General features: G+C 65.0%; 22 protein-coding genes and 1 tRNA gene. 7 read left to right on the top strand and 16 right to left on the bottom strand.

What is annotated here, in order from left to right; translation table 11 throughout:
• Position 1: 1 nt before the first annotated feature.
• From CH289_RS28205 to CH289_RS06390, 8 genes are read right to left on the bottom strand one after another with little or no spacing between them, the layout of a single operon-like run.
• On the bottom strand, positions 2–163 hold the full coding sequence (locus CH289_RS28205; protein ID WP_019665594.1) for a hypothetical protein: 162 nt from the start codon (positions 161–163) through the stop codon (positions 2–4).
• A 45-nt stretch (positions 164–208) separates the two neighbouring features.
• Positions 209–550: a DUF4180 domain-containing protein gene (locus CH289_RS06420; protein ID WP_020110498.1), complete on the bottom strand. Its 342-nt coding sequence runs from the start codon at positions 548–550 to the stop codon at positions 209–211.
• The gene (locus CH289_RS06415; RefSeq protein ID WP_019665597.1) at positions 547–963 is read right to left on the bottom strand and encodes a helix-turn-helix domain-containing protein; all 417 of its coding nucleotides are present in this window, start codon (positions 961–963) and stop codon (positions 547–549) included. The genes CH289_RS06420 and CH289_RS06415 overlap by 4 nt, the downstream gene beginning before the upstream one ends.
• A 34-nt stretch (positions 964–997) precedes the next feature.
• The gene (locus CH289_RS06410) at positions 998–1,483 is read right to left on the bottom strand and encodes a hypothetical protein (protein ID WP_179275374.1); all 486 of its coding nucleotides are present in this window, start codon (positions 1,481–1,483) and stop codon (positions 998–1,000) included.
• Complete coding sequence (locus CH289_RS06405; RefSeq protein WP_094727592.1) at positions 1,480–2,142, bottom strand: TIGR04282 family arsenosugar biosynthesis glycosyltransferase; 663 nt, start codon at positions 2,140–2,142, stop codon at positions 1,480–1,482. The genes CH289_RS06410 and CH289_RS06405 overlap by 4 nt, the downstream gene beginning before the upstream one ends.
• Positions 2,139–2,786, bottom strand: a complete 648-nt coding sequence (locus CH289_RS06400) for a glycosyltransferase family 2 protein (protein WP_033188886.1) — start codon at positions 2,784–2,786, stop codon at positions 2,139–2,141. Before CH289_RS06400 ends, CH289_RS06405 begins: the two co-directional genes overlap by 4 nt.
• Positions 2,770–3,837, bottom strand: coding sequence for an NAD-dependent epimerase/dehydratase family protein (locus tag CH289_RS06395; protein WP_037139807.1), 1,068 nt, complete (start codon positions 3,835–3,837; stop codon positions 2,770–2,772). Before CH289_RS06395 ends, CH289_RS06400 begins: the two co-directional genes overlap by 17 nt.
• Entirely contained in the window at positions 3,834–4,625 is a 792-nt protein-coding gene (locus tag CH289_RS06390; protein WP_094727591.1) for an S-methyl-5'-thioadenosine phosphorylase, read from the bottom strand. The genes CH289_RS06395 and CH289_RS06390 overlap by 4 nt, the downstream gene beginning before the upstream one ends.
• Positions 4,626–4,641: 16 nt before the next feature.
• On the opposite strand from CH289_RS06390, the gene CH289_RS06385 reads away from it, so the two are divergent.
• Positions 4,642–6,012, top strand: coding sequence for a hypothetical protein (locus CH289_RS06385; RefSeq protein ID WP_037158842.1), 1,371 nt, complete (start codon positions 4,642–4,644; stop codon positions 6,010–6,012).
• On the opposite strand, the gene CH289_RS06380 is transcribed toward CH289_RS06385, so the two are convergent.
• The 5 genes from CH289_RS06380 to CH289_RS06360 form a co-directional block, all read right to left on the bottom strand.
• Complete coding sequence (locus CH289_RS06380; protein WP_019665604.1) at positions 5,988–6,662, bottom strand: methyltransferase domain-containing protein; 675 nt, start codon at positions 6,660–6,662, stop codon at positions 5,988–5,990. The genes CH289_RS06385 and CH289_RS06380 overlap by 25 nt on opposite strands.
• Positions 6,659–7,138, bottom strand: a complete 480-nt coding sequence (locus CH289_RS06375; RefSeq protein WP_020110504.1) for a hypothetical protein — start codon at positions 7,136–7,138, stop codon at positions 6,659–6,661. Before CH289_RS06375 ends, CH289_RS06380 begins: the two co-directional genes overlap by 4 nt.
• On the bottom strand, positions 7,135–8,430 hold the full coding sequence (locus CH289_RS06370) for a molybdopterin-dependent oxidoreductase (protein ID WP_230594012.1): 1,296 nt from the start codon (positions 8,428–8,430) through the stop codon (positions 7,135–7,137). Before CH289_RS06370 ends, CH289_RS06375 begins: the two co-directional genes overlap by 4 nt.
• The gene (locus CH289_RS06365; protein WP_033188891.1) at positions 8,430–9,116 is read right to left on the bottom strand and encodes a hypothetical protein; all 687 of its coding nucleotides are present in this window, start codon (positions 9,114–9,116) and stop codon (positions 8,430–8,432) included. The genes CH289_RS06370 and CH289_RS06365 overlap by 1 nt, the downstream gene beginning before the upstream one ends.
• Before the next feature lie 356 nt (positions 9,117–9,472).
• The gene (locus CH289_RS06360; protein ID WP_094727590.1) at positions 9,473–11,038 is read right to left on the bottom strand and encodes a GMC family oxidoreductase; all 1,566 of its coding nucleotides are present in this window, start codon (positions 11,036–11,038) and stop codon (positions 9,473–9,475) included.
• 132 nt (positions 11,039–11,170) lie between these two features.
• Between CH289_RS06360 and CH289_RS06355 the strand changes: the two genes are divergently transcribed.
• Together CH289_RS06355 and aac(3) are read left to right on the top strand one after the other, a co-directional pair.
• The gene (locus tag CH289_RS06355; protein WP_019665609.1) at positions 11,171–11,383 is read left to right on the top strand and encodes a hypervirulence associated TUDOR domain-containing protein; all 213 of its coding nucleotides are present in this window, start codon (positions 11,171–11,173) and stop codon (positions 11,381–11,383) included.
• 11 nt (positions 11,384–11,394) lie between these two features.
• Positions 11,395–12,192 (top strand): aminoglycoside 3-N-acetyltransferase, encoded by a 798-nt coding sequence (gene aac(3), locus CH289_RS06350; protein ID WP_033188893.1) that lies wholly within the window; start codon positions 11,395–11,397, stop codon positions 12,190–12,192.
• A 24-nt stretch (positions 12,193–12,216) separates the two neighbouring features.
• On the opposite strand, the gene CH289_RS06345 is transcribed toward aac(3), so the two are convergent.
• The 3 genes from CH289_RS06345 to CH289_RS06335 form a co-directional block, all read right to left on the bottom strand.
• Positions 12,217–13,194 carry an esterase/lipase family protein gene (locus CH289_RS06345; protein ID WP_020110509.1) on the bottom strand — a complete coding sequence of 326 codons (978 nt, stop codon included), beginning with the start codon at positions 13,192–13,194 and terminating at the stop codon, positions 12,217–12,219.
• 98 nt (positions 13,195–13,292) lie between these two features.
• Positions 13,293–14,192 carry a glycoside hydrolase family 16 protein gene (locus tag CH289_RS06340; RefSeq protein WP_080738117.1) on the bottom strand — a complete coding sequence of 300 codons (900 nt, stop codon included), beginning with the start codon at positions 14,190–14,192 and terminating at the stop codon, positions 13,293–13,295.
• 225 nt (positions 14,193–14,417) lie between these two features.
• Positions 14,418–14,488, bottom strand: a tRNA-Gly gene (locus CH289_RS06335).
• A 102-nt stretch (positions 14,489–14,590) separates the two neighbouring features.
• On the opposite strand from CH289_RS06335, the gene dcd reads away from it, so the two are divergent.
• From dcd to CH289_RS06315, 4 genes are all read left to right on the top strand, one after another.
• Entirely contained in the window at positions 14,591–15,169 is a 579-nt protein-coding gene (dcd, locus tag CH289_RS06330; RefSeq protein WP_019665613.1) for a dCTP deaminase, read from the top strand.
• Between the two features lie 104 nt (positions 15,170–15,273).
• Positions 15,274–16,713, top strand: a complete 1,440-nt coding sequence (locus tag CH289_RS06325; protein ID WP_094727589.1) for an Hsp70 family protein — start codon at positions 15,274–15,276, stop codon at positions 16,711–16,713.
• Positions 16,714–16,786: 73 nt separating this feature from the next.
• On the top strand, positions 16,787–18,235 hold the full coding sequence (locus tag CH289_RS06320) for a CYTH and CHAD domain-containing protein (RefSeq protein WP_020110512.1): 1,449 nt from the start codon (positions 16,787–16,789) through the stop codon (positions 18,233–18,235).
• Between the two features lie 111 nt (positions 18,236–18,346).
• On the top strand, positions 18,347–19,297 hold the full coding sequence (locus CH289_RS06315) for a hypothetical protein (protein ID WP_094628766.1): 951 nt from the start codon (positions 18,347–18,349) through the stop codon (positions 19,295–19,297).
• Positions 19,298–19,441: the final 144 nt, after the last annotated feature.

Raw genomic sequence — 19,441 nt, 5'->3', positions numbered from 1 at the left:
TCTACCGGTCGTGCTGTACGGCCTCGTCGATCTCGTCGGTGTCCCAGCTCAGGGTCGATCCGAGTTCTTCGCTGTCCGCGCGCTGAGAGACCCGACCCAGCACGACGGCGACGACGAGAGCCATCGCCATCCAGATCGCCACGCCTATGAGTACCCCGGTCACACATTGTTTGTAGCACTTGGTCCTGAGAAATGACTGCGAAAGCGGCTATCGGATTGTTGCAATCCGGTCCTGGAGCGATAACCGATTGGGAACGAACCATATGTGTCGGCCCCGATTGGATTCGGCCACGAATGCGCGTAGCGGCTCGCTGACCTCGGTATATGGCTGGATATCGCCTTCGATGACAAGGAGAATCCGGTAGTTCACTAGTTTCTGTACGAATTCACCGGCGAGGCGGGTGCTGAGATCGAAGAATTCCGGCATCAGCCGCTGCACCGGGACCACGGCGACGCGCGCCTCGATGCCGAATGCCTCGCCGACGATGTCCAGTGCGTCCTGTTCCGTACCGATCGGGTGTCCGTCGGCGGAGACGTGGAGAACGTTCATCGGCTTCCCTCGACGAAGGTGTCGATCAAGCGCAGAACCTCGGCGACGTCGCCTGCACCGCCGAAGACGACGATCTTCAGCGTCGACGTCGATGTGTCGTATGCGGTGTCGATCCGAAGCCGCCGAGCGCTCGGACCACGGCCGGTGGCGGCGGTGGAGAGAAACAGTGCGAGACGCGAGGCAGTGTGCTCGTCGATGGCGGTGGCGTCGACGATGCTCGTCACGTCGACGCCGATCTCCGACGCAGGGGAGTCGCCACTGGTGAGTGCCGCCAGGCCGGCGGGGGTGATGCGGTATTGCTTGCCGATTCTGACGGCGGGCAGACGTCCGTCCTGGATGTAGTTGCGCACCGTCCGGACGTGAAGGCCGAGTAGTTCGGCGACTTGCTCGGCGGTATAGAAGTCGTTCGCCACAATTCCCCAAAATACCCTATGAGGGAATTTCAGGTCAGTCTTCGGTGGTCGCCCCGCTACGCGTGAGCACCAGAGCACTTCCGACGACGCCGATCAGGGTCACCGCAATGGCAATCGACGACCAACCTTCGTTCTGCCAGTACACGTCCTCGAGTGTGATGAGAAGAGCTGCTTCGTCGACGATCAGTCCCAACGCAATGCCGAGTACGATGCCCATCCACGAGCGAGTTCTCGGGCTGCGGTCGACCAACCCGAAGATCGCGACCGCCGCCAGCAGGAGAATTCCCCACAGATAGTGGTGCAGGTGAACCCCGCCGGCACTGAGATCGCCGACGCCGCGGGTGTCGATCTGGATCAGCCACGTGACCAACCTGGCCCCGCCGAACGTGACGGTGAAGGCCAGCCACGCGAGGACGATTCCGCGGCGCGCGGGATCGACCTGTCTCAGCCGACGGGGAAACCGGATCCGAGCAGGTTTCTTGTCAGACACTGGTGTTCTCCGAGAGCATCCATCGATCATTGCAGACGCGGTACGTAACGCTCGGCCGCGGCCCGAAAACGACTGCCCGACGCGCACTCCGCGGCCACGTACTGCAGGTCGCTCTCGTGATCGACGTCGCGCAGGACGGCCAGGGTCCGCACGCGAGCGCCCAAGTTCTCCAGTGCGGTGCGCGTCGAGGCTCCGGTGGTGGGCGTGGACATGGGAACGTCTCGTAACGCCTGGGCAAGAGCGGCATTCGGCAGTCCCAGTGCCCACCATCCACCGTCCTCGGCGAGACCGAGCACCGACTGCTCCGGTTCCGTCAGGTGCATCGCCGACGCGTCGAGCAGTTCCGCGGTGATCTGTGGGGTGTCCATTCCGATCTGGAAGACAGGGGTACCCGACGCGTCCTCGTGTGCATGGATCAGGCGCTCGGCGAACCCGTCGCCGCGCTGCCTCACCACGGTGTACGACACCAGTGCCGCTTCCAGTTCTTCTCGGCGGCTTGCTTTGTCGAGGTCGCCGGTGATGGCGACGACGCGGTGATCGAAGTCGGCGGCGGACACGGCGTCGAGGGTGTCGAGCAGTGCGGCGGCGGCGATGTCGGCGACGGCGTCGGTGCCGAGGGTTGCGGCGAGCCTTGTCTTGGCCAATCCGGGAACGGGGGATTTAGCGACGACCAGGGCGGTGACCTTCATGACAACACCTTCCAGAAGTCGAGTGTGGCAACGATCGTCCCCTTGATCGAGCCGGATACCTTCGATTTACCGGCGGTTCGCGGATTGTAGGTGACGTCCAGTTCGCGGACGGTCAGCCCGGCCTTGGATGCGAGCACCAGAAGTTGCAGGGGGTATCCCGATCGTCGGTCGGTCACGTTCAGGTCCAGCAGTGTTCGTCGGTGTGTCGCCCGCACCGCGCCGAGGTCGTGGACCGGTAGCGAGTACTTGGTTCGCAGTCGGAGGGAGAGAACGGCATTCCCGAGCCGTGCGTGCAGTGGGGAGTGGCCGGACTGTCTACGGCCGACGACCAGGTCGGCGGTGTCCAGCGCGCTCACCAGGGCAGGGAGATCCTGCGGATCCATCGACCCGTCTCCGTCCATCACGCAGACGATGTCGGTTGTTGCTGCGAGCACCCCTGCGTGCACTGCCGATCCGTATCCGGGAACGGATTCGTGTACCACGGTGGCGCCGTGTGCTTTCGCGATGTCCGCGGTGCCGTCGGTGGAGTTGTTGTCGACGACGAGCGCGACGTACCCGGTGGGAATTCGTGCCAGCACGCCGGGAAGTGATCCTGCTTCGTTCATGCACGGCAGGACGACCGTCACGTCAGACACGAGGTGCACCGGTGCCTTCCGCGTCGCGCAGTGGTGCTGTCGCGAACTCGCGGAGGCCCTGTTCCGGGGACACTGCGGCGACGAATCCGAGTGTTCTTTCGGCTTTTTCAGGACTGGCGACGATGTGTCGCACATCGCCCGGTCGATACTGGCCGGTGATCTGTGGGGCCGGGCCGCGGCAGGCGTCGGACAGCGTGGAGGCTACTTCCCCGATGGTGATCGGGTGCCCGGACGAGACGTTCAGGGCAGTGAATCCCGGTAATGCGGCGTCGATGGCTGCGGTGTTCGCGGCGGCGATGTCGCTGACGTGTACGAAGTCTCGCGCCTGGTGCCCGTCCTCGTAGACCTGGGGAGCCTTGCCGGCTTCGAGCGAGGACCTGAACATTGCGGCGACTCCGGAGTACGGGGTGTTTCTCGGCATGTGAGGCCCGTACACGTTGTGGTACCGCAGTGCGGTCACCGAACCGCCGGTGGCGAGCGACCAGGCGAGGGCGTAGTTCTCCTGGGCTACCTTGCTCGCTGCATAGGTGCTGCGTGGCCGCAGCTCCGAGTCTTCCTCCACGAGTGCCCAGTCCAGGACCTCGCCGGTGGCGGGGTCGGTGTTCTCGAAGATGCCGTCCGCCAACCTCGTACGGGGCCCCGGCACTACGAGGTCGCCGGCGGCGTTGCGGTATTTTCCTTCGCCGTACACGACCATCGACGATGCCAACACCAGTCTGGTGCAGCCCGTTTCTGCCATCGCTGCGAGCAGAACGGCGGTCCCGAAATCGTTGTGGCTGGCGTAGGCAGGCGCATCGGCGGAGTCCACGCCTGCGCCGACGACGGCAGCTTGGTGGCACACGACGTCGACGCTCGCCAGAAGCTCGACCAACGCAGCGTGATCGCGCACGTCGACTCGGGTGATGTCGCTGCTCGAATCGACGCTGCTGGAATCTAGGCTGTGGCCGTGAGCCGACGCGAGCATCGCGTCGATGGCGACGACGTCGTGATTCGGTTCGAGCGCCGATCGTATGTGTCCGCCGATGAAACCGGCTGCGCCGGTGAGAAGGACGCGGGTCATGGCAGCTCGATCGGCAGCGTCACGCCGTCGTGGACCCGGCAGGACTCGCACGGACCCATCGGCGCGGCGTTGACAGCGCTGCGCACCAGTGCTTTCAACGGTTCGATGTTCTTCTGGAATTCCGCGAAGACATCGACGGCTCGGACGCCCTGCCCGGTTTCGATTCCTGCGTCGAGGTCCGTGACGAGGGCGATCGGGGTGTAGCAGAGCTCCAATTCTCGGGCGAGCACGGCTTCGGGATGGCCGGTCATGTTGACCAGGGTCCATCCCTGTCGAGCGAACCACTGGCTTTCGGCGCGAGTGGAGAAGCGAGGCCCTTCGACGACCACCATGGTGCCGCCGTCGACCACCCCGTCCTGCAGTGCTGCGGCGCGTAGGTCGCCGCAGTAGGGATCGGCGAACTCCGCGTGTACTCCGCCGCGGTCGAAGTAGGTCTGCACGCGCCCACTGGTTCGGTCCACCAGCTGGTCCGGCACCACCACGGTTCCCGGCCCGTACTCGGGAACGAGGCTGCCGACGGCGCACGGCGCGAAGACTCGACCGACGCCGAGCATTCGCAGTGCCCACATGTTCGCGCGGTACGGCAGTGTGTGGGGTGAGTACTCGTGGTTCGCTCCGTGACGAGGCAGAAACGCGACCGGTCGGCCGTCGACGTCGCCGACGGTGATGGGGCCGCTCGGCGCTCCGTACGGGGTGTCCATCTCGATACTTTCGGCGTCGGGCCCGAAGAACGAGTAGAAGCCGCTGCCGCCGATGACGGCGATGTCCGCTCGTTGTCGTGAACTCATGGTGTCATTCTCTTCTATGCTTCAGGGCGACGCTGTATCGCACGAGAAATGGGTGGACGTTATCCGATACTGGAGAGAAGCTCTGGCAGGCGGACTCGCCGCCGTGCTGGTCGCGGTGGCATTCGTCGTACCGTACCTGGGAAACGAACTGATCACCCCGATCATCAACCGGACACCGCAGCAGGTTCGTGATTTTGCGGACGCTGCACCGCTTTTCGGCTTCCGCGAGCCTCATTACGGGTGGGGCACCCCGTTCGCGATTGTCGTTGCGATCGCCGGTGTTCTGTGGGGACCGGAGTTGGCGCGACGCCTGCCGTGGCGTCGGCTGCTGTTCGTGGTGTGGGGATCGTCGGCGGCGTGGACGATGTCGCTGGCGATGATCGACGGATGGCGTAGAGGATTCGTCGATCGGCTCGCGTCCACCGACGAGTATCTGCACGAGGTACCCGGCATCACCGACATCCCGGAGACGCTGAGAGGCTTCTCCGATCGCATTCTGGACTACCAGGTCGATTCCTGGACCACCCACGTGTCCGGTCACCCGCCGGGCGCTCTGCTGACGTTCGTGTGGCTCGATCGGCTCGGGCTGAGCGGTGGAGCGTGGGCGGCGTCGCTGTGTGTCCTCGTCGGAACCAGTGCTGCCGCAGCGGTTCTGGTGACCGTCCGTGCCCTGGGCGACGAGACCATGGCCCGTCGGGCAGCGCCCTTCGTGGTGCTCGCGCCCGCTGCGATCTGGGTCGCGGTGTCCGCGGACGCCTTCTACATGGGCGTCGTTGCCTGGGGTATCGCGTTGCTGGCCGTATCGACACGGAAGAACTCGAGACTTCTCTGGCCCGCGTCCGTGGCTGCTGGTGTGCTGCTCGGCTTCGGGATCTACCTCAACTACGGTTTGGTCTTGATGGGCCTGCCCGCGGTGGCTGTTCTGATCGCGGCGCGCACAGCGTGGCCGCTCGTCGGAGCTGTGGCGGGTGCGCTCGTCGTCACGGCGGTGTTCACGGCCTACGGATTCTGGTGGTTCGACGGTTACGAGTTGGTCCAGGAGCGTTACTACCAGGGCATCGCGACGGATCGTCCGTTCGCATACTGGGGTTGGGCGAACTTCGCTGCGTTGTTCTGTGCACTGGGCCTGGCTGTTCCGGCTGCGCTGCCCAGGATCTTCACGCGGCTGCAGCCGATCAATCTGCTGGTCCTCGCCGGCCTCGCGGCGGTGGTGATGGCTGACCTGAGTCAGCTGAGCAAGGCCGAGACCGAACGTATCTGGCTTCCGTTCGCGATGTGGATGTTGCTTGCTCCTGCTGTTCTGCCGCAGCGTTCGCACAAGTTCTGGTTGGCACTGCAGGTGGTCGCCGCACTCGCGATCAATCATCTGCTGTTCACGAATTGGTGATCCGCCAGGCTCATGCGCGCGAAGTACCGGCCGTGAACGGGTGCGACGTCGACGACGGTGAGGCCCGCGGCGTGTGCGAGGTCGGCCGTCGCGTCGACGCTGACTCGGGCCCATGCGAACCACTCGCCGAATGTCGTGTCGGTTTCCCATCGAACGGATTGCTCGATCACGTGATTCGATCCGGGCGCGTCGACCTCGGCGATGACCGTGCCGTCGGGTCGGATCAGTTCGGCGGCGCGGCGCAGCAGGCGCACCGGGTCTCCGCCGATGCCGATGTTTCCGTCGGCGAGGAGTACGGACGCCCATCGGCCCGCGTCGGGGAGTGCATCGAACAGGTCACGTAGAACGGCGCGCCCACCACGTCCCACGGTGAGGTCGACGGCTTTCCGTGATGTGTCGACCCCGAGGGACGAGACGCCGCGACGTACGAGGCTTTCGGTGAGGCGGCCTGGGCCGCAGCCGAGATCGAGCGTCGGTCCGACGCAGTGCCGCAGCATCTCGTGATCGGCGGCGAGGTCTTCCTGGCTCGCCGCGGCGCCGCCCATCCATCGTGCGGTCGGCAGCGCCGCACGTGAACCGTCGGAGTACCCCATCCAGCAGGGGAGACCCGATGCGGCGCGGCCGAACATCTCGTCCGCGGTGAGTGTCATGATTCTCTCCTGTTTCGTGCACGATGCGATGTTGCGATTCGAACGGTGTAGAGGACCGCGCTGGCGCCGAACAGGGCGGCGGTCAGCAACAACCAACGGACGAGGTACGGCTCCTGGGTGAGGCCCGTCGCGGTTCGGTAGGTGTCGGAGCCTTGCTCGATGATTCCGGGGAAGAACAGCGCGAAGGTGAGGGCTGCGCCGAGCGCGGGTATCCGGATGTGGTTCAGCACAGGGACACTCGGGCGTAGTAGACGCGAAGAAGCGCGCAGTGCCCGGTCGACGATCGAGTACAGGGGCACCAGCACGAAGTCGTGGAGCACGACGGCGCCCGCGAACCACACCGCGATGGATTGCCACCACACATCGCGGTTCCAGAAGGTTGCGATGCCGGCCACGTGGACGACATAACCGATGAGGGCGAACACGAAACCCATGAGCAGCAGGTGCAGCGGACCCGCGCCGTAGAGACGTCTCATGATGCGGACCTGAATTCGATGCTCGCCACCCATTTGGTGTTGTGCACGCCCGGCATGGCGGGGACGATGATGCGTGCCGGATAACCGTGATCCAGGGAGAGGTCGGCACCGTTCACCTTCAGCGCCAGGAGCGAGTCGGGGTGAAGCGACTGGTTGGATTGCAAGGTGGCCTGACGGAACGGCCCGTTGGTCTCGACCGAGGTGACCAGAGTCGAGGCGATGTTCTCCGCGCCCGCAGCGGCGGCGAGGTCGCGGAGGCGGACCCCGGTCCAGGTCTGCACTGTCGACCACCCTTCCACGCAGGCGATCGGTAGTTCGGCGGTGTGTTGCTCCATGTTCAGGAGTTGCTCTCGGCTCAACGTCAGCGGCGTGCTGCCGCCGGAGATGGCGAGGCGCCAGTCGGAGCCGGTGTTGTCGGCGCCGATTCCTGCAGCGGCGGCTGTGCGATTGATCTGGAAGTCGTTCGGTCCGTCGCCGTAGGATCGGCCGCGCGGTAGGAGAATTGCGGCAGTGCGGAGGACGCCGCCGGTGGTTTGACCTACCGTGAGCACGGCGATGAACAGTGCGCCTCCGCCGACGAGTGCAAGTGCCCCGCGGCGGCTGATTGTCGGTTCGTCGGGGTCCTCGGCGATCAGTTCGGACTCGCCGGTCTCCTGTTGTGTCTGTTTGTCTTGGAGCACCTGCATCAGGGATCGGGAGCGCAGCGCCGTCACCATCGTCGGGATCTTGATGACGGCGTGGCTGACGAATCCGGCGATGAACACCCATGCGCCCCAGTAATGCGCAGTGTAGAAGCTGAAGCCGAAGATGTAGTCGTACTGGATGTTGAGGACGCCCGTGGCCGTCTCGAAGATGATGCCGCCGACGAGTGCGATCAGCGAAAGTCGTTCCAACGCAGAGGCTACCGAGCGAACCGGAGGTACGGTGAACAGTTTCGGGATGACAGACCACAGTTTGGCGAGGACGACGGGTACGAGAATCAGACCGAGGCCGACGTGCAGTCCCTGCGTGAGTCGGTACAGCCAGGCCGGGTCGGTGGGCCAATCGAAGTGGGGGAGACGAAGAAAGCCGACGTCGGCCGGCATCGCTTGACCGAACTGCGGGCCGTACGCCATGTAGGACAGCAGTCCCGTGATCATGACGATGGGCAGGCCGAGCAGCAGTACGGCGCCGAAGACGGACGTCAGCCACGGCCCCCGCAGGGGGCTACGGAACGTGGGAGGGGTGGGGCGACGACGCCGAACGCGCGAGGCCACCTGGAGCGGTGATCCCGCGCGTTCGGGTTCGGTCATTACGCCGTGGCGATGGTGATGGTGGCAACGCCCACGAGCAGGCCGGGGGTGACAGCATCGGTCTGGAAGGTGTCGTTGAGCAGGCCGGCAGCGGTCTCCGAGATCTTGACCTGCGTGCCCTGCAGGATCGCGGTGTTGTCGGGGCCGGTCGCCAACGGGTTCAGGGTGCGGCCGTCGAGGTCGAAGATGACTGCGTCTTCTGCAGCGACTTCACCGTTGACGGACACGTTGCCGGTGAGCAGCGAGGTGCCCGGGTCGATGTCGAAGTCGGTCAGCTCGACGACGGTGTCCCCTGCGGTGAGCGACAGACCGCTTCCGTCGTGCATGATTTCACCCTGAACGTAGGGATCGACCGTGCCGGGCTCCCAGTACTTCACGTCTCCGCCGGTGATCGGGAAGCTGATGGAACCGTCTGCGAGAGTGGCGGTTCCGATGACGCCCGGGGTGAGTCCGAGGGTGGTGAGAGCGCCGGTGAAGCCGGGGTCCAGCAGGACTGCGGTGCTGACGCCGTTCGAGAGGTCGTCGACCTCTGCCACGGGCTCGGGTGTCGACTCGGTGGTCTCGGCAGCGGCCGACGACGTGGATTCCGTGGTGGACGAGGAATCGTCGGACGAGCATGCGGCGAGAGGTACGAGTGTGAGTGCGCCAATTGCGGTGGCGGCCATGACTTTACGGATGGAGGTCATTGTATGTCTACCTTTCGTGCTCATGTCTTGAGCGTTGTCTGTAATTCGCCACCGGGTCGGTACCGGATGGGTGAGGTCTTCGACCATTTGTGAAACAGAGGCGATTTGGGCGCAAAAGATCGACCGAACCCACACGCTTTTGCTCTGTCCGCCGCTGCCGAACCGTTCATATGGCTTTGGTACTCAAAGACTCTCACGTCCGAGACGTCTCGTGTGCCCAGAATGTCCGATTCGACCACTCGTAGTGGTGCCGTGTCCTGTTCGACACCGTGGCGTTACCGATCCGTTATGCACGGCCTCCGAAATGGGCCTTATCCAACGGTCCGGTTTCTTTACGGCACGCTCGAGCGAGCAGGTCAGCCCCGCAGGATCATGTCCGACGCTTTTTCGCCGATCACGACGCTGGGTGCGTGTGTGTGGCCACGGATGATGGTCGGCATGATCGACGCGTCCGCCACCCGGAGGTTGGCGACGCCGCGCACTCTGAGGTCGGGCGTGACGACGCTGGAGGTGTCGTTGCCCATCCGGCAGGTGCTGGTGGGGTGGTAGAGGGTGTGCGCATTCTGCTCGAGCGCCTCGGACAGAAGATCGCCGGCGTCGCGAGGGCGGACTATGTCGCCGAGCAGACCTGCCAGCGCAGGCTGGGACGCGATCTCGTTGCACACGCGCAGTCCCTCCAGCATGGCTGCGCGGTCGGCGCCGTCACCGTCGCTGAGGTATCGCGGATCGATGATCGGCTTCGCTAACGGATCGGCAGTGCGCAGCGTGATCTCCCCACGGCTGCGCGGACGGAGCAGGACGGAGCCGATGACGGCGGCGTGGGCGTCGGGTGCGATCAGCCCCTCGTCGAAGAACGGGGCGGGGGCATAGATCAGTTCGACGTCGGGCAGAGAGAGGTCGTCTCTGCTCTTGATGAAACCGTAGGCCTCGGCGACGTTCGACGTCAGCATTCCGCGCCTGCGAATCAGGTAGTTCAGAAGTTCGGGGATCTTCTCGGCGAAGAACAAGGAATCGCTGTCGACGCTCCAGCCGATGAGCGCTGCGAGGTGGTCGGTGAGGTTACGGCCCACCTCGGGCGCGTGATGCTGGACGGTGATGCCGAGGTTCTGCAGAACCGTACGGTCGCCGATTCCAGAGAGCATCAGCAGGTGCGGGCTGTTGATCGCGCCACCGGCGAGCACCACCTCGCGGGCCGCTCGCACCGTCTGGGTGTGGCCACCGGACACGTACTCGACGCCGACCGCGGCCGAACCGTCGAACACGATCCTGGTGGCCTGCGCCTCGGTCAGGACGGTCAGATTCTTCCGTTTGCGAATGGGCGCCAGGTAGGCGTCCGCTGTGCTCCAGCGGGCTCCGCGCTTCTGGTTGACCATGGTCTGCGAGAAACCCTTGGGCTCGGGCAGGTTCGGCGGTTCCACCGGATAACCTGCCTGTTCGACGGCCTCGAGGAACTTGGCGGTGAGTGCGCGCGGGCTTCGCTGGTGCGAGACGATCAACGGCCCGGTCGTGCCGGCGTCGAGTGCCGTCGTTCCTTCGATGGACTCGATCTTGCGGAAGTACGGGACGATTTTCTCGAAGGACCACGACGAGTCCGACAGCGATGCCCACTCGTCGTAGTCGGCCGCGAAACCGCGAACCCACATCATGGCGTTCATCGACGAGGATCCACCGAGCATCTTGCCTCGTGGCCAGAAGATACTGCGGCCCTTGAGCTCCGGTTGCGGCTCGGAGTCGTAGTCCCAGTCGACCTCGCTGCGGAACAGCTTGGAGAAGGCTGCGGGGATGTGCGCGAACTTGTTCTTGTCCTCCGGCCCTGCTTCGAGCAGGACGACAGTGTTCCGCGGGTCTGCGCTGAGCCGGTTCGCGAGCACCGCGCCCGAGGAACCTGCGCCGACCACGACGTAATCTGCAACCAGTGACATTCGTTTCCCCTCTTCGCAGCGCTCGAGGGAAAGGTAGCAGTCGTGACGCCCGCTGCGACCGTTTTTCGGTCGGGTAGAGGGCGGCCGGGTGGGTGATGCATCGAATTCCCCCGGATGGGGTAGTCCGGCGGCATGACGCACCGAAAAGGCACGACCGTGCAGTGGAACTGGGGACAGGGCACTGCCGAGGGCAAGATCGTCGAGGTCCACACCGACAAGGTGACCAGAAAGATCTCGGGTAGCGAGATCACCAGGAACGGGACCGAGAAGACGCCCGCCTACCTGATCGAACAGTCCGACGGGCAGCGGGTGCTCAAGCTCGACAGTGAGGTCGACACACCCTAGGGTCGTCGTCCATGATCGCTACGCGAGCGAGCCTCGGCGCGGACGTCCGCGCCCTGGGTATTCGAGGCGGCGACGCCGTGATGGTGCATGCCGCGTGCGGAAGCGTCGGGACGATCCTCGGTGGCCCCGACGCACTGGTCGATGCGATTCTGGACGTCGTCGGGCCGTCGGGAACCGTTCTCTCGTATCAGGACTGGGAGTTGGGCCTCGACATCTGGGGTCCCGACGGCACCGTTGCGGCCGACATTCGGCCCCATGTTCCGCCGTTCGATCCTTCGACCGCGCGGGCGGCGCGAGACCACGGGATACTCGCGTCGACGATCGGTACCAGGCCGGGGGTCCTCCGGAGCGCAAACCCGGGCGCCTCGGTCGCTGCGCTGGGTGCGAGGGCCGACGAGTTCACGCGTGATCACCCGTTGGACAACGGTTACGGCCCGGATTCGCCGTTCGCCCGTCTGGTCCGGGCCGGCGGCAGAGTGTTGATGGTCGGTGCGCCGCTGGACACGATGACGGTGCTGCATCACGCGGAGGCGTTGGCCGATGTTCCGGCCAAGCGCCGGGTGAGGCGTGAGTACCCGTTTCGAGGTCCGGACGGCGAGACCGTCTGGCGTTGGTCCGAGGAGTTCGACACGTCCGATCCCGTGGTGGCCGGCCTGGACGACGATTACTTCGCGACGGTGGTCCGGGAGTTTCTCGCGACCGGAGCCGGAGCTCGTGGGCTGGTGGGGCTCGCGGAGAGCGTGGTCGTCGACGCCGGACCCATCACGGCGTTCGGGATCGACTGGTTGGAACGTCACGCGGCGCGGTGAGTGCGCGATCGGCGTCGCCGCCCATCATCCGGCGGGCGGCGGCGCGTTGCTGGCGATCACCACGTCCAGAACGCCGGCACCGATCGGAACCGGTGTGCACGGTGGGACGATTCCAGCGCCGGGGTCGAGGGCGCCGAGAACGAGAGCGATGGTCGTCGGGTCGTAGGTGAACGTGAAGTGCGCGACGTTGTTCTGAGGGCACACGTCCTGCACCACGATGTTGCGGGCGTCCGGATCACGAAGCAGCGCATTGGTGTACGGCTGGATGACCTCGTCGACGTCGGTGGCGATACTGGTGTATTCGACGCCGGGGACGGTGTCACCGCCTGCGTTGAGGTCCTGGAGGAATGTCGAGCCCTCGATCAGTTGGACCAGGGCGGGGCCGAACTCGCTGGACACCAGTCGCGTGGCGCTCGGCACGGCCTGGATAGCCGGTGACACTCCGTAGGCGGTTCCACCGTAGGCGGGGGACGCGATGCCGATCCACTTGTCGACGACGTCCGCTCCGCCGAGGCGGTTGGTGAAGTATCGGGTGACGGCCGCGCCCTGCGAGTATCCGACCAGATCGACCTGCTCGGCGCCGGTTGCGGACAGAACACCGTCGGCGAAGTCCTTCAGCTGCGCGGCACTACCGCGAATGTCGGTGTAGCCGAAGCTGGTTCCGTCCGGCGAGGCGCCGTAGTTCAGTCCGTAGACGCAGTAGCCGGCCGATGCCAGCGCGGGCGACAGTGCGGCCCAGTCCGCGTAGACCGACGCGTCGGTGCCGTGGACCAGGATGACCGGATTCGGATGCTCTGCCGACGGGACGCAGTCCGTCGGGTTCATGCCGGGAGGCACCGAATCGGGGTGGTTCGCCGCGTACGCGATCGCATCGGCATGAGTGCTCTGGGCGGGCCCCGGTACGTCCGGAGCGTTCGGCGGCGCAGCATGAGCGATGCCGCCGAACGCGGCGAACAGGAGCAGAACGGTGGCGGTCGACGTCGTCGAGAATCGGTAGCTCACACAGCACCTCGATTTGTGGGTTCCTCTCGACCCTATGCCGATGCGCTGTGCGATGTACCAATGAAACGAGTTTGTTTTACTGACGTATCACAGTCGAATCAATTGATACGACTTGCCTTGACCCAGTCGATGCTCATGGTTTGCGGAAACGGAGTCGATGCAGGGGCTTTCCCGACCCAGTCGTTGCCGACTGCCACGTTGAACAGGACGTAGTGAGGCCATGCGCCGGAGAACGGCTTCCAGTTGCCCCCTTTGGCTTCGTAGTCGCTCTTCGTCACGGTGAACTTCTGGACACCGTCCACGAACCAGGTGATTCGGTCAGGGAACCAGTCGACCCGATAGGTGTGAAAGCCGTCGGAAATCGGGCTCATTCCGCTGCCGGTCTTGACGTCGGTGCTGGAGTTGTTACGCGCCGGACCGTGCAGATTGAAAGAGGGACCATTTGTGCCGGGAATTTCCACGACGTCGATTTCACCCTGACGCGGCCAATTGTATTCATTGCCCGGTTCGAGGCCGAGTAACCAGAAAGCGGGTAGCAATCCGGCCGCACGAGGCATCTTTATGGATGCTTCCAGTCGCACTGGCGGGGTTACGGATTGTTTTCCGAAGCTCACGACACGAGCGCTGGTGAAGTTGTTCGGCGCGGGCTTGCGGTCCGGAGTCGTTTCCCTCCTGGCCGTGATGTTCAGCGAGCCACCCGCGACCGACGCGTTGTTGGTCGAGTTGGTGTAGTACTGCTGCTCCCCCGAAGTTGCGCCCCACCTGCCGGTTTGGAAACCCCACTTTCCAGGATCGACGGCGCCCGACCCGTTGAACTGGTCCTCCCAGAGCACGGTCGTCTGCCCGCCGCTCGGCGGTGGAGTGGCCGTGGTGACGGGAGGAGGGGCTGTCGTCGTGGGCGGTGGCGCCGTGGTGGTCGGAGGTTTGGGAAACACCGTCGGTCGCGGGTAGGTGGGAAACGGATATGTATAAGGCGCCGCAATCAGGATCGGGGCCATTACGAGAGCGAACCACTTCATTTCGGGTCCTTCGTATCAATTGTCGAGGGGTAACAAAAGCACGAGGGATGTGTAACACAATGCAGCCTGCCTACTGCACTGGAAAGCGAAATGTGAATATTTGTTCTCGATGCGAGGGTCGATTCCGCCGAATTAACGGTCGAGTTCTCGAATTCGACACTCGAGGACCGTGTTTTGGTTTGTTACCGACGAAAGGAGAAAGAGAGCCGGTGACGGGAATCGAACCCGCCTCTCAACCTTGGGAAGGTCGCGTTCTACCAATGAACTACACCGGCGCGGCGGACGGTCGAGGCTGTCCGCGCCGAGCAACTCTAGCAGTCGGGTGTCGTGTGGGTGGTCAGCGGGAACGGTGTGCTGCCGGAGGGATAGCCTGCACTGTGCTGCTTTCCGATCGCGACATCCGCGCTGAAGTGTCCACCGGCAACCTCGGTATCGAGCCTTTCGATTCTGCGATGGTGCAGCCGTCGAGCGTCGACGTTCGGTTGGACAAGCTGTTTCGGGTGTTCAACAACACTCGCTACACGCACATCGATCCGTCGAAGCAGCAGGACGAGTTGACGACGCTCGTCGAGCCTGCGGACGGCGAGCCGTTCGTACTGCATCCAGGCGAGTTCGTCCTCGGGTCGACGCTCGAACTGACGACGCTGCCGGATTACCTGGCGGGTCGGCTCGAGGGAAAGAGCTCGCTGGGCAGGTTGGGTTTGCTGACGCATTCGACCGCGGGGTTCATCGATCCCGGGTTCAGCGGGCACATCACGTTGGAACTGTCCAACGTGGCGAATCTCCCGATCACGTTGTGGCCGGGGATGAAGATCGGGCAACTGTGCCTGTTCCGGTTGTCGAGCCCGTCGGAGAATCCTTACGGTAGCGCGGCGGTCGGATCGAAGTATCAGGGTCAACGGGGCCCGACACCGTCGAAAGCGTACCTGAACTTCGTTCAATCGCCGGTCGACTGAACTTCAGGTCTGTTTACAGCGTATTTTCAATACGAACATACGGTTTTTCGGGTAGTCTCGACCCTTGCCGAAGTGGGTTGGGGCTTACCGGAGCGAGGTTTTCGATGACAGCCGTACTCGGCGCATCGCTCGGTGTGAGCGGAATACGCGCAGCATGCAGCGACGTGCGCGCAGATCCCCAGCTCAGCACCGAGACCGTCATTGCCGTACCCGAGGGTTCGCAGGATCCGTGGGGCTCGGTGACCTGGGCCGTCCACAAGTTCGCGCGCGAGAACGGCGCCACGGGCACGGTCCCCGTCCTGGCTCTTCGTGACAAGAACCCCAGCGAGGTCTACGGGGTGGAGCATGCGGACGGCCTCGCACTCGTATCGGACATCGGTGCGCAGATCGGCGCGCTCCAGGAGTCCGGGGATCTCACGCCAGATCAGACTGTCGCGCTGTTCGACGTCGGTGCGGGCGGGGTCACCGTGTCGATCGTGGAATGCGATTCCGGCCACGTCCTCGGTTCGCGCCGCAGCACCGTGTTGTCCGGAGACGGGTGCGACGCCAGGTTGTCCCAGCATCTTCTCGGGTCGCAGGTCCTGGACCCGGAATCTCGCGACCTGTTCGTCGAGACCGTGTGCGAGGCCAAGGAGAGACTCTCGTCCGTCACGGCCGTGGAGGTGGTGAGCCCGGCCGGCGTCGCCACCCTTCATCGATCCGTCATGGAGGATCTGGTTCGGGACAGCGTGTACGACGCGGTCGCTCTGGCGTCGTCGATGATCACCGATGCGCCCCATGTCGACGCCCTGTTCGCGGTCGGCGGAGGCGCGAACATGCAGATAGTGCGACAGAGCTTGATCGACGGTTTGTCGGTGCCCGTCTTCGTCCCGCGCGAGCCGGAAGCTCTGGCTGCGCGAGGTGCGATGGGGATGGCTCGGCGACTCGTCGTCGCCCAGCATGCGACCGACGACGCCGGGGGGACCGCGGGAGGGGACGGCCCCGCGTCCGTCGTCACCGGGAGTAGGGCACGTCCCCGTCACAGCGACACGTCGTCGCGGCGTCTGACGCGCCTACGCGCTTCGCGGTACCTGGGAGGCGGAGCCGTTGCGTTGATCGCAGGCGGTGTGGTCGTGTCGATTGCGGCGGCGTCGAGCGATCGCGGAGTCGAGCCCCCGGCCCTGGACTACACGCCGGTGATCACGTCCTCTTCCTCCGTTGCCACCACCGTGGCTCCCAGCCTGCCGCCGGGCCCACCGGATGCGTCCGTGGTTCCGGACACGACCTCCGCGGCCGTGACCACCACCCCGGAGGCGTCTACAGGTGACGCGGACACGACCGACGAAGTGGAGTCGACCGACGACGAGAGGGTCACCACGACTCGACGCCGGGAGACCACCACTAGCAGCGCACCCACCCCGACCCCCACGGCGACGACTCGGCAGCGGGACGACCAACCGCGGAACGACCCACCGCAGACCACTCGTCCGACCGCGACGACGCGGCCACCGACCCAATCGCCCGTGCGGTCGTCGGCTCCTCCACGAACGTCATCGCGCCGGTAGAACTCCGCCGGTAGAGACCCTGCCCGGCGATGTTTGCCTCCGTTTGTTCACCTGTGTACGGCAGACTCGTTCCATGGCTTCGATACACACCGAACGTGAGGACAAGTTCGACGTCGACCCGGACTTCGTCCTTCCCGATGCGGACAAGCTGATTCCTGCGGGCGGTTCCGCGACGGAGTCGGAGGTCTCGCTCGTCAGCACGTACTTCGACACCGCGGATCTCGACCTGCTGCAGCGCGGAATCACGGTGCGTCGCCGACGCGGTGACGCCGACACCGGATGGCACGCAAAGGTTCCGGCCGACAAGGCGCGGACCGAGATCAGGTTGCCGCTCGGTAGCGGTGAGGACGCGACAGTCCCGGGTGAACTCGCGGAGCTTCTGATCGGTGCCACGCTCGGCAAGCCGTTGTCCCCTGTGGCTACGTTGACGTCGCTGCGCAGGCTTCACGTTCTGTCCGATCGGAAAGGTCGCGTGGTTGCCGAACTCGCCGACGACACCGTCACGGTCGATCTGTCCGGCGCCGACGGGCACGGTTGGCGGGAGGTGGAGGTCGAGCTCGGTCCCGAGGGGGCGGAGTCGGATCTGAAGCAGGTGGGCAAGAAGCTGAAGGCGGCAGGGGCACGCGTCGGCGCGCATCCGTCGAAATTCCATCGTGCGGTTCGCTCGTCGGCCGAGCCGGTCCACACGGGAACCGTCGGCGTCGTCGCGGACTACCTGAATCAGCAGGCCCAGGCGATCTTCGCGGGCGACGTGTACCTGCGCCGCGGGATGGATCCGATTCATTCGACGAGAGTCGCGATTCGCCGTTACCGCAGCACGCTTCGCGTGTTCGCCGAACTGTTCGACGACGACAGGGCGCTGTTCCTGGAAACGGAATTATCCTGGTATGCCGGACTTCTCGGTGAGGTTCGCGACCGTCAGGTGCAGCGTGCTCGCTTTGCAGAATCCCTGGGCGAGCTACCGGATCACCTGGTGCTCGGTCCCGTCGCCGCGCGAATCGAGAACGATCTGCTCGCCGAGCAGCTTCGTTTCCGTGCCGTGGTGACCGCCGAACTGGACGGCGAGCGGTATCTCGCCCTGCTGACCGAACTGGCGCAGTGGACCCGCGGCTTACCGCTGGCGAAAAGCGCGCACAAGCTCGACGACGACGATCTCGACGTTCTCGCACGCAAGGCAGGCAAGAAAGCATCCAAGCGGGTGGCTGCGGCGACAGTCGCCGGCGACGACGAGGCACTGCACCGAGCCCGGAAGGCAGGCAAACGGGCACGCTACGCCGCAGAGTTGGTCGAGCCGATCGTCGGGAAGAAGGAGTCGAAAGCCAGGATCGCCCGGTACAAGAACGTCCAGGAGATCCTCGGAGAGCACCAGGATGCCGTCGTGGCCGCGGCGACCCTGCTCGAGTTGGGCCGCAAAGCGGGTGTCACGCCAGGAGAGAACGGGTTCACGTTCGGGTTGCTGTACGCGCAGGAACTCGCCGCCGCTGCCGCGTCCCGAGCGGAGATAACCGAGTCCGGAATCTGAATGCGACGATTGTCCGGTACCCGGGTAGTCTGATTGCCGATCAAACCAACCGATCGCCCGGATTGGCGTCGGGTACTCGGTTCACGGCACTACACGGGGGGTACGAGCGGCATGCACATCGCGCTTGGCGTGCACGTCAGCACGTACGAGGTCACGGCGTCGCTGGTGGACATCACGCTCCCGGAGCTCGGCCCTGTCGCGACCCGCACGGTCACCGTCGCGGCAACTCCCGGCGGAATAGGCGGAGCCGTGTCGACCGCGCTCGGCTTCATGCGCGTCCAGGCCATGCAACACGACCTGAACGTCGCCGGTGCAGCGGTGGTGTGCGAGAACGCTCTTCAACGGGAAATCGTCGCCGACGCCCTGGCTGCCACCGAATCCGAGCCGACTCCCGTCGTCGACATCTTCGACGATCGCCTGTCCGACGCCTACACCCCGGACATCGCTGCCGCCCTTCTCGTGGGCTCGCTCGCGCCGGCAATCGCAGCACCCAGTTCAGCGCGAGAGCCGCACCGCGGGGTCTGGCCGATTGCCGCCGTCGGCGCCTGCGTTCTCGCCGCCCTGGGCGGCGTCACAGCATGGGCGATGACGGCAGATCCGTCGCAGGCCGGCGGTTCGGTCCCGTCGGAGATGGTCTATCCGTCGGATGTCCCGGCCTCGGATGCGTCGCCGACGCGCCCTGCATCCATCCCGGTCGGTGCGTCGACGACCGCTGCTCCGGAGCCGCCGATCGACGGCGTGCCAGGCGCCGACGCGCTTCCGGTCGATCCCGGCGCTGTCGTCGTCGTGCCCCTCGCACCCGTCGGAGAAGCTGCGCCGCAGCCGGAAGCCGGGCAACCCGAGTCCGCCGACCCGGGCGCAGCAGCACCGCCGGTCCGTCCGGTCGCGACCGAACCAGGCCCGACGCGGCCGGGTTCGACCAAACCGAGCAACGGTGGGGTGACGACGACCTCGACAATCCCCGAGACACCCGTTACGACGCCGACTACAACTGAGACCACGTCTTCGCCGTCTATCAGCAGCACTACCGACGCGCCGATCGCGGAGAACGACGTCCCCTAGATCCGGCATGCCTGCGTTCGGTACTGCTCCCGAAGCCTCATGAGTACATGACGATTCGGTCGTGTGAACCGCGTGTGAATTATCCGCGGAGTAGTGAATTGTCATCGAACATCGGTGGCAGTCGGCGGGAATTCCGGGCTACCA

It is taken from the genome of Rhodococcus sp. RS1C4 (assembly GCF_002258225.1).
GTDB lineage: Bacteria > Actinomycetota > Actinomycetes > Mycobacteriales > Mycobacteriaceae > Rhodococcoides > Rhodococcoides fascians_E.
This window is presented reverse-complemented; position numbering and strand designations above follow the sequence as displayed.